The sequence below is a fragment of the Sedimentitalea arenosa genome (assembly GCF_016428585.1).
Taxonomy (GTDB): domain Bacteria; phylum Pseudomonadota; class Alphaproteobacteria; order Rhodobacterales; family Rhodobacteraceae; genus Sedimentitalea; species Sedimentitalea arenosa.
Genome location: NZ_JAELVR010000015.1, coordinates 14,283 through 30,069 on the forward strand (window position 1 = coordinate 14,283; position 15,787 = coordinate 30,069).

Sequence of the window (15,787 nt, forward strand, 5' to 3'; positions counted from 1 at the left end):
TGGGGAGCGCGTGCCATGAGGATACCCCAACTTGACCATGCAAGGCTGCTGGAGCGCATGCCGGACGAAATGACGCGCTTGGCGCGAGCGGTGCACGACATCGGCTTCCTGACCGTCACCGGTACGCCCTTGACGCCGGAGCGCGTGGAGCGCGTTCTGGACATGTACCGGGCTTTCTTCGTTCTTTCAGCCGAGCAGAAACGGGCGGTCGATATGGCGGTGACAGGGGCAAACCGGGGATGGGGGGCGCCGGGCTCCGAGCAGGTCGATTCGACGGCGAACCCGGATTTCAAGGAAGTCTTCGATTGCGGTTTCGAATTGCCAGTTGGCCATCCTCTCGCGCGGCACGGCCTGGGAGTCTACGCGCCAAACCTGTGGCCCGAGTCACCCGTTGGGTTTCGCGACGAGATCAAGGGCTACTACATCGATGCGATAGACGTGGGGCGGCAGATTCTAGCCGCGATATCAGAGGCTTTGGGCGCAAGCGCCGGGAGTTTCGCCGAGGCTTTCGTCCCACCAATGGCGCTGTTGCGGGGAAACTACTATCCGCAGAGGCCGGACTGGGCGGGCGAGCGCGACTTTGGCATCGCCGCGCATACGGATTATGGCTGTCTGACCTTGTTGGCAATGGATGGGGCACCGGGACTCGAGGTGCGTATGCCAGACGGATCATGGCAAGCGATTACGGCTCCGCCGGGAACTTTTGTCATCAATTTCGGAGAGATGCTCGAGATGTGGACCGGCGGGCGGGTCAAGGCGACGCTGCACAGGGTTGTCGGTGGACCGCAGGAGAGAATTTCCGTTCCGCTGTTCCTGAACCCGTCCTATCATACGAACGTGGCGCCTGCCGGGTCGGATCAGGTGATCTTCGCTGGGGATCACTTGTCGCGCCGGTTCAACGAGACCTATCTGCATTTGAAGCCAGCGGGCTAAATCAGCCCGACTTGGCCGGCATTTCGTTGAACTTGATGGATTCTCCGCAGCCACAGGCCTCGGAGACGTTCGGGTTGTTGAACTTGAAACCGGATTCCAAAAGGCTGGTTTCGTAATCGATCTCGGTCCCGAACAGAAACATCTGCGCCATCGGGGCGATCATCACTCGCGCGCCGTCCTGTTCGACGACCTCGTCATTGGGGTCAGGGGTTTGGACGTATTCCATAGTATATTCCATGCCCGCGCAGCCGCCCTTCTTGACGCCGATGCGTAGGCCGGAGTGGCCCTTGTCGGCCATCAACCGGGTTATCCGGGCTGCGGCCCTCGGGGTCAGGGTGACGGCTTGCTTGCCGGGTATTCCGAACATCTTTCCGTGTCTCCTGAATGCTCTACGATCTGGTCTTCACATGAAACCCAGTTCGAGCCGGGCCTCGTCGCTCATCATGTCCATGCCCCAAGGCGGCTCCCAGGTCAGTTGCACGTCGACCTGCTTGACCCCGGGGATCGGCTCGACCGCGTCGGCCACCCAGCCGGGCATCTCGCCGGCAACGGGACACCCCGGAGCGGTCAGGGACATGATGATGTTCACTTCGTTTTCGGGCGTGATATCAATGGTATAAATCAGGCCCAACTCGTAGATGTTGACCGGGATCTCCGGGTCATAGACGCTGCGGCAGGCCTCGACCACCTGGTCATACAGCGGATGATCGGTTGAGGACGGCGCGATCAGCGGCGTGCCTTCGAGCGGCTGGGAAGCGTTGTTCATCGGACCCTCGGCTTTGTTCCTGACGATTTATATAGGTTTTATAGGCCGCCGCGTCCAGTGGGCGGCATCAATCGGTTTCTTCCATTTTGGACCGGCTTGCGGGAAAGTCGTCGTTCGATTTTCTAGACCAAGGAGTTTGTTGTCAGGTCGTTCCAGTCTCATGCTGGGCTGCAAGTCGCTCTTCCAGCCGAGGTTGCGAGGCTGAGGTTGAATTTGCGCTTGCGGCTGTCACGAGCAGAGCTGTCGCGCGGAAGAACCGCCGTGTCTGCACATCAGCACTGACTGGCGACCACCAAGCAGCCCTTGACGCCCATCCGAGAGATGCCGAGCAGCATCAGCACGAACTACAGTTTTCGGGTCTTCGTGCCGATCGCGTTGATGCGTGGCCGGAGGCGCGGAAGATCGGAAATCGCTTTGCTGTCAATCCGGTGCGTGTGCCAGACCGGGCAAACGCAACTTTGGGGGCGATCAGTCGTTGATGTCGTCCTCGAAGCGTTTCACTTGCCCTTTTCGCAGGGCGAAGACGCGGCGCAGGATCAGCCAACTGACCAGCGACAGGGCGGCGAAGATCAGCAGCAACAGGGGCAGGCCGAGGGACAGGCCGGTATTCAGAAGCAGCATCGAGACCGCCAGCGCACCGATCGCGAAGCCAAGGAACATGAAGCCTGGCGCAAGGATCTCGGCGATGGCAAGCAACAGCGCGAGGCCCAGCCAGCCCCACCAGAGGGTCCAGATCGCCATCAGCGGCCGCCCTTCAGCATCTTGAAGGCATCTCCGAAGGCTTCGAGTGCATTGGCGGGCAGCACGATGGTCTGGGTGCCGGTGCCATTGCCGAGGGTGTTGAGCGCCTCGACCTGTTTCAGCGCGACCTGATATTGCGCCGCCTCGAGCCCGTTCTCCTTGATCGCCTGGGCGACGACGCCGGTGGCGTAAGCCTCGGCATCCGCCTGGATACGGCGCGCCTTGGCGGTTTGTTCTGCGGCGTACAGCTCGGCATCGGCGTTGAGTTCGACGGCGCGCTTCGCCCCCTCGGCGCGGGTGACCTGGGCGCGGCGTTCGCGTTCGGCGTTCAGCTGTTGCAGCATCGCGTCGCGGGTGGCCTGGTCGAGATTGACGTCGAGGATCTCGGCCCGGGTGACCTCGATGCCCCAGTTGTCGACCGCGTCCTCGACGCTGGTCTTGATCTGGCCGATCAATTGGGAGCGGTTGGATTGCACCTCGTCCAGATCCATCTTGCCGATCTCGGCGCGGACGATCCCTGCCACTGTGGTCGAGATCGCCCCGTCCACGTCGCGAATCCGGTAGACGGTCTTTTCCGGTTGCAGGATGCGATAGAAGACCGACGTGTCGATCTGCACCAACACGTTGTCGCGCGTGATCGCGTCCTGGCTGGCATTGGGAAGCTGGCGCTCCAGGATCGAGATCTTGTGACGCACCACGTCGAGGAACGGGACTATGAAGTTGATGCCGGGACCGAGCACCGAGTGCAGCCGCCCAAAGCGTTCGACCACGTATTTTTCGGATTGGGGGACGATCTTGATGCCCTTGAGGATGACGACGATCAACAGGATCGCGCCGAGAATGTAGAGACCGGTGTCTCCGAGCAGAACGAATAGCTGATCTTCGGTCATCGTGGGCTCCTGTGCGCTTTGACTTCATGTGGCGTCAAAGCGCGGCGCGATCAAGGATTTCGTTGGGCCAACCGGCCGCGGGCAAGGTTGAGACGGGGCGCGTGATCAGCTCGTGGCCGGACGCTTGCGCGCGGGTTTGGGACGTACGTGGAGTTCGATTTCGTCGAACAGGCGCCCGACGATGTCCTTGCCGGTGGCGACTTCGATGCCCTCGAAACCCGGGGAGGAGTTCACCTCGAGCACCTTGGGTCCGTCCTCGGAGCGCAAGAGGTCAACGCCGGCCATGTTCAGGCCGAAGGCGCGGGCGGCGCGTAGCGCCGTGTCGCGTTCGGTCTTGGTGATGCGGGTGACGCTGGCGGTACCGCCCTGGTGGAGGTTGGAGCGGAAATCTCCCTCGGCCCCCGTGCGTTTGATCGCGGCCACGACCTTGCCACCGATCACGAGACAGCGGATATCCTCTCCGGCGGCTTCCTTGACGAAATGCTGTACCAGGAAATTCGCCTTGAGGCCGCGGAAGGCCGAAATCACGCTTTCCGCGGCCTTGCGGGTTTCGGCCAGAACCACGCCCTTGCCCTGGGTGCTTTCCAGCAGCTTGACGATCAGTGGGGCCGAGCCGACGAGCCCGATCAAGTTTCCGGTGTCCTTGGGAGAGGCGGCAAAGGCCGTGGTCGGCATGCCGATGCGATGGCGCGCAAGCACCTGGTGGGCGTGCAGCTTGTCACGGCTGGCGGTGATGCCCGCGCTGCCGTTGACGCACCAGGTTCCGATGGTTTCGAACTGGCGGATCACGGCAGTGCCGTAGGGCGTGATCGACGCGCCGATGCGCGGGATCACCGCGTCGTAGCGGGGCAGGCGCTTGCCGTCGTAATGCACTTCGGGCGCCAGTGCGTTGATCGCCATGTAGCAGCGCGTGGTGTCGATCACCTCGACCGCGTGGCCGCGCGCCTCGCCTGCTTCGACAAGCCGGCGGGTGGAATAGTTGTTTTCGCGGCTGAGCACGGCGACGCGCAACGCCCGGTTGGGCGCATGGCTGCGCATCTTGCGCGAGGAGTAGACGTCATAGCCCAGTTCCGGTTGCAAATGGCGTTCCGTCGGCGAGATCGAGATATGATCTGTCAAAGCCTGGCGACCCAACAACATGCGGCTCGACATGCTGGCGCGGTTGGTCAGGGTGACCTCGATCGGCCAGCTCTGTCCGGCGACCTCGAGCTTGGTACGGATGACGCAACGCATCTCGGTCTCGCCGTTGGAGGAGGTGACTTCGCGCCGATCCACCAGGTCGGCAGAGCAGGGAATCGCCATGTCCTCGCGTCCGGGCACCGGATGGACGTAGAAGCGCACCTTGGGGCTGGACTTGGCGCCGAACGCCTCGATTTCGGAGGCATGCAACGCCGAGGTGCGCGCACCGGTATCGACCTTGGCGCTGATCGCGGGAAGGCCGAGTTCGGGCAGGGACACCCATTCCTCCCATCCGAAGTGCAATGGTTTCGGGGTTGAATCGGTCATGGTCTCTCCTTGGCAATTCCGTCTGAATGACGCAGAAGGCGGCGATATGCAAAAGGGCATCGCATGACACAGAGTTTTTCATTCACGTTGGACGCGACCGATGGGGCGGCCCGTACCGGGGTGATCGCGACTCCGCGGGGCGAGATCCGCACGCCGGCCTTCATGCCCGTCGGCACGGCGGCGACGGTCAAGGCGATGCTGCCTGAAAGCGTGCGCGCCACCGGTGCCGATATCCTGTTGGGCAACACCTATCACCTGATGCTGCGCCCCACGGCGGAACGCATCGACCGGCTGGGCGGCCTGCACCGGTTCATGAACTGGGACCGGCCGATCCTGACGGACAGCGGTGGGTTTCAGGTGATGAGCCTTGCCGGTCTGCGCAAGCTGACCGAACGGGGCGTGACGTTCAAAAGCCATATCGATGGTTCACGGCACGAGTTGACACCAGAGCGGAGCATGGAGATCCAGCGGCTTCTGGGCAGCGACATCGTCATGTGTTTCGACGAATGCCCAGCCCTGCCGGCAGACCGGGAACGGATCGAAGCCAGCATGCGCCTGTCGATGCGCTGGGCAGCGCGCTCGCGCGAGGCGTTCGGAGATCGGCCGGGGCATGCGCTGTTCGGTATCCAGCAGGGGGGACTGGAGGAGGACCTGCGTGCTGAAAGTGCCGAGGCGCTGCGCGAGATCGGGTTCGACGGCTACGCGGTCGGCGGGCTGGCGGTGGGCGAGGGGCAGGAGGCGATGTTCTCGGTGCTGGATTTCGCGCCTGCTCAGCTGCCCGAGGACAAGCCGCGCTATCTGATGGGGGTGGGCAAGCCCGACGATATCGTCGGCGCCGTGTCGCGCGGCATCGACATGATGGATTGCGTCCTGCCGTCGCGCAGCGGCCGCACCGGGCAGGTTTTCACACGGCATGGGGTGCTGAACATCAAGAACGCCAGGCACCAGGACGATCCGCGCCCCCTGGACGAGGCCTGCGGCTGCCCGGCCTGCCGTGGGTACAGCCGCGCCTATCTGCATCACGTGTTCCGCAGCCAGGAGATCATCAGCGCGATGCTGCTGACTTGGCACAACCTGCACTATTATCAGGATCTGATGGGGGAAATGCGCGCGGCAATCGCAGAGGGGCGGTTTGCCGCCTGGCAGGAAGGGTTTCATGCCGCGCGATCACAGGGCGACATTGCGCCGATATGAACGAGGCGCAGCTGAGGACAGAGGAGGCAAGGATGTTCTTTCACCCGGAAAACCGTGGCCGCAGCGCGCGGCACCTGAAGCTCTATGCCTATTTCGAGCTGGCCTATACACTGACGGATTTCTGCGCGGCTGCGCTGTTCGTGGTGGGCAGCCTGCTGTTCTTCAGCGAGGAAACCACCTATGCGGCGACGTGGTTGTTCGTCGTCGGGTCGGTGCTGTTCGGGGTCAGGCCCAGTCTCAAACTGGTGCGCGAGGTGGCCTATCTGCGGATGGGCGATTACCAGGATCTGGCGCGCAAGCTGGATTGACGGCGGGACGGCGCTGTCGGCCTCGCGGCCGAGGCGCCCCGCCCGCCGTCCCGTCAGGCGCGGCGTTTTTCAGGCCGGGCCGAAGTGGGTTCGTTGCCTTGAAGACGCTGGAGCGCGGGGTTGTCGCCCTGAAGCAGGCCGAGCGCCTGGGCCGTCGTGATCGCCGTGCAGAACTCGCCGTTCATCGAGGCGACCGCCATGTCGTGGACCAGTTCGGGGTCGTGATCGATCCCGTGCAGGTCAATCCGGTTGGTGGTCGCGCAGGCATCGTGCACGAGGTAGGTATCGTATCCCATGTTGCCCGCCATGCGGGTCGTGGTTTCGACGCAGAAGTTGGTGAAGAAACCCGCGATCACCAGACGCCGCAGGCATGCGCCGCGAAGACGGTCATCGAGAGGGGTGCCGATGAAGCCGCTGTTCACGCTCTTCTCGACCACGATGTCGCCCGGTTGGGGGGCGAGGCCGGGAAGCTGATCGCCGCCGGGTAGAGCGAACTTCAGCGGGCTGTCGGGTTCGTTGCTGTCATGGCGGGTGAAGGCGACGGCGCGCCCTGCAGCGCGGAACCCCTCAAGCAGCGCGACGAGGTTGTCGACGCACGCGGGGTTGTTCATGCGGCCGGTGGGGCCACCCCAATGAGTGAGGTCATGCACACCCTTCTGGGTGTCGATCAGCAGGAGTGCCGTGTCGTTCTCAAAGCTTTCGATCATCTGAAGCAGCCTCCGTGTCCTGTGTCGCGGGAAAGCGTGGTGCATCTGCCGTCAACGGCTGTCAAACGAAAACGGCCGCTGCACAGGGGCAGCGGCCGTTTCCCGGCGTCGATGCGCCATGTGTCAGTCCTTGCGCTTGCGTCGGGCGGCGTAAAGAGCGCCCAAACCGCCGATCAGCAGGAAACCCGAGGCTGGCAGCGGAATCGCCGTGGGGTTCACGAAGGCGACTTCGAGGGCCGCCTGGTCAATCGAGGCAAAGGTGATGTACTTGATCGAGTCCCCTACCGTCTGGTCAGCGAAAACGTTCAGCAAAACGACTTCTTCAAAATTGGTCGGGTTGGACGGCTTACTCTGGCCCAACACACCTGCACCGGTAACGAAGCCCAAGCTGTTTTGGGCGGCGTCAAAGAATTCGATCTCGTTGTAGGAATCGATCGATCCCCAGAGAAACGAGAATTCCGTGACTGCCGTCCCGAACTCCAGGGTCATCGGCGAACCGCCACCGTTGCCGTTGCTCGATCCGCCGATCGAAAAATAGGTTTGGGTGTCTGCCAAACCGGTGTTGTTGAACGGCGACTGGAAGCGGCCGCTGATGCTGCCCGGAGGCGGTGTGACCAGCGGGGCCGATGCGGGCGTCAAAGTGCCATTGCCGAGCGGAGAAAAGCCTCCGTCGAACCAGGCAGCGCCGGTCGGTGTCGTACCGTCGTAATGCCCCGCGTACTGATCGGCCGTGTTGCCGACACCCTGTGTGGACTTGCCGCCGATGCTGAATGCAACCGGCGCTGCAAGCACGATATTCGCAGTTACGGCAAAGACGGCCGAAACCAGGATCGTTGAAAATTTCATGAGTTACCCATTCCCTTTACCGCTGCGCCAGCAGCTTCACCACCAGCGCTGCATCATCATCTGTTTCCGTGTCTTCCCATCTAAAGTTTATCTTTTTTTGGTCGTTTGCGATAGGGGAAAATCGAGAGTTGCCGCGTAAACCTCGAATATCATGAGGATTTGTGCGTGCGTGTTCTGCTTTTTCAGAGATCGCCCAAGGTCGATTCCACTTTTGATTGTGTGAGTCTCAATCTCGGCGCGGCATGGTGATTCCGAAAGGTTGACTGAAAGCGGGCGTGCGGCGAACTCCTCGATGCGATGATTTCAGGGTATTTGTGACCTTGCTCTCGTGGGAGTGGCAGGTCATTCTGACCAAGCTCGGCCTGCGCGAGGTTGAATTGGGCCCCTGTGTGCCCCACTTTACAGGTCGATGAACGGAGATGGCCGGCGTTGCCGCCTAGCGGGACTGGAGCCATCTTGCCAACAACAAGGATAGAGCATGCAAGAGCCCCTCAATTCGTCTTATCCCGTGCTGCCGCTGCGCGATATCGTGGTCTTTCCCCACATGATCGTGCCGCTCTTCGTGGGACGGGAGAAGTCGGTTCGCGCGCTGGAAGAGGTGATGGCGGACGACAAGCAGATCCTGCTGTCGAGCCAGATCGACCCCAGCGTCGACGATCCGGAGACCGACGGCATCTACAAGGCCGGTGTCCTGGCCAGTGTGCTGCAACTGCTGAAATTGCCCGACGGCACTGTGAAAGTGCTGGTCGAGGGGCAGGCGCGGGTGCGCATCAGCGAGTTTCTGGACAATGACAGTTTCTTCGAGGCGCGCGCCGAATACCTGACCGAGATGCCGGGCGACGTGACCACCACCGAGGCGCTGGTGCGCACGGTGGCGGGCGAGTTCGAACGCTACGCCAAGGTGCGCAAGAACATCCCCGAGGAGGCCCTGGCCGCTGTCGGAGAAAGCACCGATCCGGCCAAGCTGGCCGATCTGGTAGCGGGCCATCTCGGCATCGAGGTCGGCCAGAAACAGGACCTGCTGGAGACGCTGAGCGTGAGCGAGCGGCTCGAAAAGGTCTATGGTCTGATGCAGGGCGAATTGTCGGTCCTGCAGGTCGAGAAGAAGATCAAGACCCGCGTGAAAAGCCAGATGGAGAAGACCCAGCGGGAATACTACCTGAATGAGCAGATGAAGGCCATTCAGAAGGAGCTGGGCGATGGCGAGGAAGGCGAGGGCGAGATCGCCGAGCTGGAAGCGCGGATCGAGGCGACCAAGCTGAGCAAGGAAGCGCGCGAGAAGGCCGAGGCGGAGCTCAAGAAGCTCAAGAACATGAGCCCGATGAGCGCCGAAGCGACGGTGGTGCGCAATTATCTCGACTGGATGCTGTCGATCCCGTGGGGCGTGAAGAGCCGCGTCAAGAAGGATCTGGGCAAGGCGCAGAAGGTGCTGGATGACGACCACTACGGGCTTGAGAAGGTCAAGGAACGGATCGTCGAATATCTTGCCGTGCAGCAGCGCAGCAAGAAGATGAAAGGCCCGATCATGTGCCTCGTCGGCCCTCCGGGCGTGGGCAAGACATCCTTGGGCAAATCGGTCGCCAAGGCGACGGGGCGCGAATTCATCCGTATCAGCCTTGGCGGGGTGCGCGATGAAAGCGAGATTCGCGGTCACCGGCGGACCTATATTGGGTCGATGCCGGGCAAGATCATCCAGGCGCTCAAGAAGGCCAAGACCACCAATCCGTTGATCCTGCTGGATGAGATCGACAAGATGGGCCAGGATTTCCGGGGCGACCCGGCGAGCGCGATGCTCGAGGTGCTGGACCCGGAACAGAACAACACCTTCATGGACCATTACCTCGAGGTCGAATACGACCTGTCCAACGTGATGTTCTTGACCACGTCGAACTCCTACAACATGCCGGGCCCGCTTCTGGACCGGATGGAGATCATTCCGCTGGCCGGCTACACCGAGGACGAGAAGCGCGAGATCGCGAAACAGCACCTGATCGAGAAGCAGATCAAGAATCATGGGCTGAAAGCGAAGGAATTCGAGCTGACCGACGAGGCTCTGACCGCGATCATCCGCACCTATACGCGCGAGGCGGGGGTGCGGAACCTCGAACGCGAAATCGCCAAGGTGGCCCGCAAGAGCCTGACTCGGATCATCAAGGGCGAGGCGAGCTCGGTCGTCGTCACTCCGGAGAACCTGAGCGAGTTTCTGGGCGTGCCCAAGTACCGCTATGGTCTTGCCGAACAGGAAGACCAGATCGGTGTCGTCACCGGACTGGCCTATACCAGCGTCGGGGGCGAGCTCTTGCAGATCGAAGCGCTGCGCTTGCCGGGCAAGGGCCGGATGAAGACGACCGGCAAGCTGGGCGACGTGATGAAGGAAAGCATCGACGCGGCCAGTTCCTATGTGCGCTCGATCAGCCCGCAGATCGGGGTGAAACCGCCGAAATTCGACACGCTGGACATTCACGTCCACGTGCCCGATGGCGCGACCCCCAAGGATGGACCGAGCGCGGGTCTGGCGATGGTCACCTCGATCGTGTCGGTTCTGACGCAGATCCCGGTTAGAAAGGACATCGCCATGACGGGCGAAGTCTCCCTGCGCGGCAACGCGATGCCGATCGGTGGCCTCAAGGAGAAACTTCTGGCGGCCCTCAGGGGCGGGATCAAGACGGTGCTGATCCCCGAGGAGAACGAGAAGGACCTGGCGGACATCCCGGACAACGTGAAGGACGGATTGACGATCGTACCGGTCAAGCACGTATCGGAGGTTCTGGAGAAGGCACTGGTGCGCAAGCCTGAAGCGATCGAATGGGACGAGGCAGCCGAGGAGGCGGCAGCGGCGAAAGCGGCGCTGTCCAAGACCGAGGATGCCTCGGGCGCGACCACCCACTGAGGCTTTGGCCAGGTGCTGAACATGCAGGCGGTCCGGCAACGGGCCGCCTGTTTCGTTGCGCGCCTTGGACTGCGCTGACTTGTGCGCTGGTCAGGTTCGGGCAAAGCCTGTAGGCATGGAAAGTCAACACAGTGAGGCGATACGATGACCGATCCAGCAGATCCGATGTCCACGCAGAAAACGGCCGCCGAGATGCCCGCGGTGCCGGAGGATGCGCTCTCGGGCGTGCAGATGATGAAGAAGAAGGACCTGATCGATCAGGTGGTCACCCGTTCGGGCATCAAGAAGAAATCGGCCAAGCCGGTGGTCGAAGCGGTTCTGGCGGTTCTGGGAGAAACCATCGCAAGCGGTCGTGAGTTCAACCTGCCGCCGATGGGAAAGCTCAGCATCAACCGCAGCATCGACAAGTCGAACGCCCGCGTGACCGTCTGCAAACTGCGCCAGAACACGGGCCGATCCGGGGCGAAAGAGCCTCTTGCAGAACCCGAGGAGTGACGTTAGAACCCCGCGGCATGGGTGATTAGCTCAGTGGTAGAGCGCTTCGTTCACATCGAAGATGTCAGGAGTTCAAATCTCTTATCACCCACCATTCTCAACACCCGTTTGACCCACGACCCGACCGCTCGGGCAAGATTGCTGGATAGCGTGTCTGCATGTAGCCACGGAGTGTTGGGCGCGAAGCTCAATTCAAGCCACTGCTTCCATGTGCGCGGCCTGTTTCTGCGGCGCTCTCGGGTGACGACATAAACCGCGGAGCAGGTCGTCAGATATGTCGGTCGAGCGTCTGTGTGACGATAGATGGCAGCGCGCCCTTGGTGCTGTTCCAGTATGACCCGGTCGATTTGTAAGGCAGATCGACGTGGAACTGGACGACGCGGCGCCCCAGGTACTGGGGCAGCAAGGTGAAATCACATGCGGCCTCTTCGGATCCGGTTCCTTTGAGGTAGATGGCCGCGGCCCGGGTCATCAACCCGGGGCCTGTTTTTGACCATGTGCTGTCGTTTTCCCGCGCAAGCAGCGAGTCCAACGCCATGTTAACGGCGATCTGCATCAGCGGATGGCCCGGTCTGGACAGCATCAGGTTGTTGGCGATGGCGCCAAACGGTTCGCGGAACAGGAGGAGTCCGCGCCCGGCCCGGCGCAGACGTTCGAGATCGCCGATCAGCCTGTCATCCGCGTCCGCGTAGACCCCACCCTTGGCGAACAATAGACAAAGACGCAGGAAATCGCATTCCTCCGTGACACTGTTCGCCATGTTGAAGGCTTTCACGTGTGCCGATCCGAACTCTGTCCGAAGGAAATCGCGTGCGTCCTTTCGGCTCAGAACACAGTGGCGATACCCCGACGATTTCCTCCAACTGGCCATCGTTTCGGACACCGCATCGGGAACGGGAACTCTGTCCCAGTATTGCCAAATCTGTTTCGGGATTTGGCTGTGATCGGTGGTTGGAATACTGTCCGCGATCTGTGGCCAAAGACGATCAAGCGTCTGTTTTGCAGGGACAAAGAACGATCGGTCCAGAGATTGCGGGTCCACAACCGAAGAGACCTGGTTGTGCCGGCTCGCAAACCGGTGGATCTTCGCCTCGTTGAGCACGGCGCCGACATGTGTGGTACTGAACCGAGACAAGACGGAATGATCCTTGCTGATCTCGGACGCGATGTCCGGCGCCATGTCCAGGGCATCATCCATCCTGTCTTCACCGATGGCCAGGAAGAGCCTCATTTTTGGCGGAGCCAAGGAATGCGGATCGAACTTCGTTTCACGAAGCAGACGGCTTGCCTCCGCCAGTCTCCCACTGTTGTACAGGATTTTCAGCTTCAGGCTGACCATTCGCATGGAATTTTTTGCGTGCGTCCTTTCGATCAAGTCCAAAGCAGCTTGCGGCTGCCCGAATTCAGCAAGTGCCTCTGCATGGAGGATCGCGAATTTCGGGTCCGAACGCCAACGGCGCCGGCAGAAAGCAAGGTATCTCAGGAGAAGGTCATACGTCCCGGCTTGCAGAAGGGCTCCGGCCAAGGCTCGTGCGGCGGCGGACGTGCGCTGAGCCGTTTGCGTGGAGCGCGCGCGCACTGTTGCGGCGTCGGCATTCATCGCAAGAAGATCGGATCTTATTCGGAACGCGGCCCGATGGGCAGGGAAGACCTGCGGCTCCAGCCTCTTTCGCGTGCGTTCCGTGACATCAGGTCGACCCATGAAATGCACTGTCCTGAGAATATAAACCGCAAGGGACAGAGAGATCACATCGGTAGAGAACGCGGCACCCAGTGCCGCGGCGGCAAGATCATTGGCGCCCAGCTTGAGTGCCGGGTGCAGCGTCCTTTCGAGATCAACTGATGCCAGGGTCTGGGGTTTGATCGCGGCGTCATTCAGGGCGCGACGTCCTCTTTCTGCCTTACCGGTCAGCAGGCAGAGGCTGCAGAATTTCAAAACGACGGCCAGATCCGATTTGCCAACCTTTTCGGCAGGTGCCTCTACGATCTTTGCGAGCCGTTCCAATGCGAGCGTCCTATTGCCCTCCTGTTCTTCAAGATTGGCCTGCGCGAGGATCACAGGAGTCGTCTGTGGGGCCTGGTCCAGAATTTGCCGCGCCGTCTTGACCTTGCCGACCGCACGACAGGCGCCCGCTTTCCTGATCATGAGAGACACATCCCCCGGCGCCTCGGCACAAAGGCGTTCGAGAACAGCCAGCGCTTTCTGCGGGCGAGCGGATTGCATCAGGGCATAGACGTGTCGTTTCAGAAAGGTCCTGTCATCCGGATGATGCCGCAACGCGATCCTGCAGCAGCGCAGCATCTTGTCCAGATCGCCTTCTGCCTTGGCCGCGTCGATTTTCAGCAGGTGGGCGCTTTTGCTTGACGGCGATTTCCTGAGAAGCTGTCTTGCGACCCTCCGGGCAGCGGACAATCGGCCCTGAGCAAGATGGACGCGGGCCTGTCCGATCCTGGTCCGAGCAGTTGGGCGCTCTGGGATCGTGCCGATGTCATCCGACAAAGACGTATTGGGCTCCGGAAACGAGGTGCGAGGACTCGGCAGGATCCGGGTTTCATCGGCGAGCGGGTGAAGGTCCGCAGCGTGCAGGGCGGGATCGTGTTTCTTGTAGCCCATTTTCAACTCGGTATCCGGATCGAAACAAGGAAACCACCTGCTTCAGGGATTGCAGCTGGCCGTCGCTTTGGCCGGGCGCGAGCGGTACGAGCGCCCGTTCTCACTCCTACTCCTCCGAGGCCGCTTTCAGCCTTTGCAGGACGTCGTCACATTCGGCTGCACTTCCGACCACTGCGTCCGGTGTGCCGGCCCCGGACAGCTCGGCCAGATCCGCAGCGGCGCGGTTGAGAACCTGATCGACCTGCTCAGCCGTCATGAGTCCTTCTTCCTGCGCGGCTTGAACGGTCGAGCAGATACCGGCACCAAGACCGGTCGCGATGCCGATCCCGGCGGCACTGCCGCCGATGAGCATACCGCCGAACATGGTTCCGATGACGAGGCCGACAACAAGACAGAGGATGGCAAGGATGGCTTTTCCCACGGTTTTTCCTTTCTCAGGATCGCGCGAGAAGCCGGGCAAGCCCGCCCACGATCGCGATGTTCAAAATGGGGGCGAGGATGGCCAGCCAAGGGCGGGCCGCCTCGCTTTCAAAGTCAAGAAGCATGGTCCACGGCAGTCCCAGTGGAACGAGAAACACAGCCGACAGCGGGTCGCGCTCCTGCCCGAACCACCCAAAGGTGCCGACGGCCAAAATCAGGAGTGCGAAAAGGTAGAGTCCGATCAGAGTCCAGAACACGATGGTGAGCAGCCGCGCCATTCATCCGCCCTCAGAGGAAGCCTTCATCGACGAGGGATTGGATGCCGGCAGTCGTGCCGTCTCGATAGGCGATGCATTGCCAGGGCGCCCGGTCCGGTCCGACACCGACCCGCACCAGCGTGCCCGCCTCGGAGAATTCCGAGCCGAGGACGACCACGTCCGGGTTGCCCGTCGTGCGCGACACATCGCGCAGGCAGCTCTGTTGAGCCGCGGTCGGCGCGCCGGAGGATGCGGTGCTCCCGGTGTCCTCGACGCATCCGGCGAGCGCCGTGGCGGCGACAAGACCGGCAACAACAAGTTTGGGAACTGCCATCTTTACTCTCCTCTTCGGGATGAAGGTTCGGCTCGGCCCGCAGGCGCGATATTCAAATTCTGTTCGAGAACCCCGGGACGGCGCCGTTTCTGTTTTTGGGGTTTCGATGCTGATCACTTCGATTGCTGCGTCGCATCAGTCCATGTACGGGCTTTTGCCGCCCTTTGCGAATTCCGGCCAGGACTTCCCATCTGCAAAGAAGTCGACCATCGTTGTCCCTGCAGCATCATAAGAACATTGTATATCGTCGCTGCGGTTCTCCAGGTAGATTGTGCCGTTCATGGCATGCGTGCCATCCGTGCGTTGGCCTTCGTACTTCATTTCCGTTCGCGTCTCGAACTCCTGGAAAAATGACTGAACGGCAACGGCGCAATCTTCTGCCATCCATTCAGGGCTTTGAGCATGAGCTGGAAATACGGATGAAATCGTTAGTGTCGCGATGGCGAGAAGGTGGGTTTTCATGTTCTTGGGCTCATTGGTCGCAAACTCTCATATGTCGGGGAGGCCAGGTATCGAAATGACATCCGGCCCCCCCTCCGCGGGAAAGACTATTGGTCAGCAGTCACCAGCGGGCAGCATGGTGACATCGGAATACCGTCCGTCCGACGTGGTGATCCGGGCGCAGGCACCGGTGTCGCGGTTGAACCACCAGGTGGTCAGGCCCTCCGAGCGGACGGCCGTGTAGCCGAGCGACTGGATGCCCATTTCGGCCTGGCCCGCCCTTGCGCCCTGGAACGAACTCAGGTCCGAGGAACTGCCGACCGCCGGGGTTCCTGCGCTTCCGGTATCCTCGTCACATCCGGCAAGCGCGGTGAGTGCCACGACGCCCACGAGGGTCAGTTTTGGAAATGCCATGTGTATTCTCCTTCTTGGCATGAAATCTCGG

18 protein-coding genes and 1 tRNA gene are annotated in these 15,787 nt (G+C 61.5%); 6 read left to right on the forward strand and 13 right to left on the reverse strand.

The genetic code is table 11. The annotated features are described in order from the left end of the window. Nucleotides 1–15 precede the first annotated feature (15 nt). A complete protein-coding gene (locus JF290_RS18605; protein ID WP_199026408.1) occupies nucleotides 16–933 on the forward strand; it encodes an isopenicillin N synthase family dioxygenase in 918 nt (305 codons plus the stop codon). A gap of 1 nt (nucleotide 934) precedes the next feature. Here the strand turns inward: JF290_RS18605 and JF290_RS18610 are convergent, their stop codons facing one another. The 5 genes from JF290_RS18610 to rimK form a co-directional block, all read right to left on the reverse strand. After that, the gene (locus JF290_RS18610; RefSeq protein ID WP_199026409.1) at nucleotides 935–1,300 is read right to left on the reverse strand and encodes a HesB/IscA family protein; all 366 of its coding nucleotides are present in this window, start codon (nucleotides 1,298–1,300) and stop codon (nucleotides 935–937) included. A 36-nt stretch (nucleotides 1,301–1,336) separates the two neighbouring features. Beyond that, a complete protein-coding gene (locus JF290_RS18615) occupies nucleotides 1,337–1,699 on the reverse strand; it encodes an SUF system Fe-S cluster assembly protein (protein WP_199026410.1) in 363 nt (120 codons plus the stop codon). A 468-nt stretch (nucleotides 1,700–2,167) separates the two neighbouring features. Then, nucleotides 2,168–2,440 (reverse strand): hypothetical protein, encoded by a 273-nt coding sequence (locus tag JF290_RS18620; RefSeq protein ID WP_199026411.1) that lies wholly within the window; start codon nucleotides 2,438–2,440, stop codon nucleotides 2,168–2,170. Beyond that, the gene (locus JF290_RS18625; protein WP_199026412.1) at nucleotides 2,440–3,330 is read right to left on the reverse strand and encodes an SPFH domain-containing protein; all 891 of its coding nucleotides are present in this window, start codon (nucleotides 3,328–3,330) and stop codon (nucleotides 2,440–2,442) included. Before JF290_RS18625 ends, JF290_RS18620 begins: the two co-directional genes overlap by 1 nt. Before the next feature lie 105 nt (nucleotides 3,331–3,435). Next, nucleotides 3,436–4,836 carry a 30S ribosomal protein S6--L-glutamate ligase gene (gene rimK, locus JF290_RS18630; protein WP_199026413.1) on the reverse strand — a complete coding sequence of 467 codons (1,401 nt, stop codon included), beginning with the start codon at nucleotides 4,834–4,836 and terminating at the stop codon, nucleotides 3,436–3,438. Between the two features lie 63 nt (nucleotides 4,837–4,899). Here rimK and tgt point away from each other — a divergent pair, with 63 nt between their 5' ends. Both tgt and JF290_RS18640 read left to right on the forward strand, forming a co-directional pair. Further along, nucleotides 4,900–6,030, forward strand: coding sequence for a tRNA guanosine(34) transglycosylase Tgt (gene tgt / locus JF290_RS18635; protein WP_199026414.1), 1,131 nt, complete (start codon nucleotides 4,900–4,902; stop codon nucleotides 6,028–6,030). Nucleotides 6,031–6,062: 32 nt separating this feature from the next. Next, a complete protein-coding gene (locus JF290_RS18640; protein ID WP_199026415.1) occupies nucleotides 6,063–6,338 on the forward strand; it encodes a YrhK family protein in 276 nt (91 codons plus the stop codon). 53 nt (nucleotides 6,339–6,391) lie between these two features. Here the strand turns inward: JF290_RS18640 and JF290_RS18645 are convergent, their stop codons facing one another. Together JF290_RS18645 and JF290_RS18650 are read right to left on the reverse strand one after the other, a co-directional pair. Then, complete coding sequence (locus JF290_RS18645; RefSeq protein ID WP_199026416.1) at nucleotides 6,392–7,045, reverse strand: cysteine hydrolase family protein; 654 nt, start codon at nucleotides 7,043–7,045, stop codon at nucleotides 6,392–6,394. A 123-nt stretch (nucleotides 7,046–7,168) separates the two neighbouring features. After that, nucleotides 7,169–7,891 carry a VPLPA-CTERM sorting domain-containing protein gene (locus JF290_RS18650; protein ID WP_199026417.1) on the reverse strand — a complete coding sequence of 241 codons (723 nt, stop codon included), beginning with the start codon at nucleotides 7,889–7,891 and terminating at the stop codon, nucleotides 7,169–7,171. A 478-nt stretch (nucleotides 7,892–8,369) separates the two neighbouring features. Between JF290_RS18650 and lon the strand changes: the two genes are divergently transcribed. From lon to JF290_RS18665, 3 genes are all read left to right on the forward strand, one after another. Then, entirely contained in the window at nucleotides 8,370–10,781 is a 2,412-nt protein-coding gene (lon, locus tag JF290_RS18655) for an endopeptidase La (RefSeq protein ID WP_199026418.1), read from the forward strand. Nucleotides 10,782–10,925: 144 nt separating this feature from the next. Continuing rightward, nucleotides 10,926–11,276, forward strand: a complete 351-nt coding sequence (locus JF290_RS18660; protein ID WP_233155571.1) for an HU family DNA-binding protein — start codon at nucleotides 10,926–10,928, stop codon at nucleotides 11,274–11,276. A gap of 19 nt (nucleotides 11,277–11,295) precedes the next feature. Beyond that, nucleotides 11,296–11,370: transfer RNA gene (locus tag JF290_RS18665), tRNA-Val, on the forward strand. 174 nt (nucleotides 11,371–11,544) lie between these two features. On the opposite strand, the gene JF290_RS18670 is transcribed toward JF290_RS18665, so the two are convergent. From JF290_RS18670 to JF290_RS18695, 6 genes are all read right to left on the reverse strand, one after another. After that, nucleotides 11,545–13,890, reverse strand: a complete 2,346-nt coding sequence (locus JF290_RS18670) for a tetratricopeptide repeat protein (RefSeq protein ID WP_199026419.1) — start codon at nucleotides 13,888–13,890, stop codon at nucleotides 11,545–11,547. 106 nt (nucleotides 13,891–13,996) lie between these two features. Further along, complete coding sequence (locus tag JF290_RS18675; protein ID WP_199026420.1) at nucleotides 13,997–14,311, reverse strand: hypothetical protein; 315 nt, start codon at nucleotides 14,309–14,311, stop codon at nucleotides 13,997–13,999. 13 nt (nucleotides 14,312–14,324) lie between these two features. Continuing rightward, nucleotides 14,325–14,588 (reverse strand): hypothetical protein, encoded by a 264-nt coding sequence (locus JF290_RS18680; protein ID WP_199026421.1) that lies wholly within the window; start codon nucleotides 14,586–14,588, stop codon nucleotides 14,325–14,327. 10 nt (nucleotides 14,589–14,598) lie between these two features. Continuing rightward, entirely contained in the window at nucleotides 14,599–14,901 is a 303-nt protein-coding gene (locus JF290_RS18685) for a hypothetical protein (RefSeq protein WP_199026422.1), read from the reverse strand. Between the two features lie 135 nt (nucleotides 14,902–15,036). Next, nucleotides 15,037–15,363, reverse strand: coding sequence for a hypothetical protein (locus tag JF290_RS18690; protein WP_199026423.1), 327 nt, complete (start codon nucleotides 15,361–15,363; stop codon nucleotides 15,037–15,039). A gap of 93 nt (nucleotides 15,364–15,456) precedes the next feature. Next, nucleotides 15,457–15,756: a hypothetical protein gene (locus JF290_RS18695; RefSeq protein WP_199026424.1), complete on the reverse strand. Its 300-nt coding sequence runs from the start codon at nucleotides 15,754–15,756 to the stop codon at nucleotides 15,457–15,459. Nucleotides 15,757–15,787 lie beyond the last annotated feature (31 nt).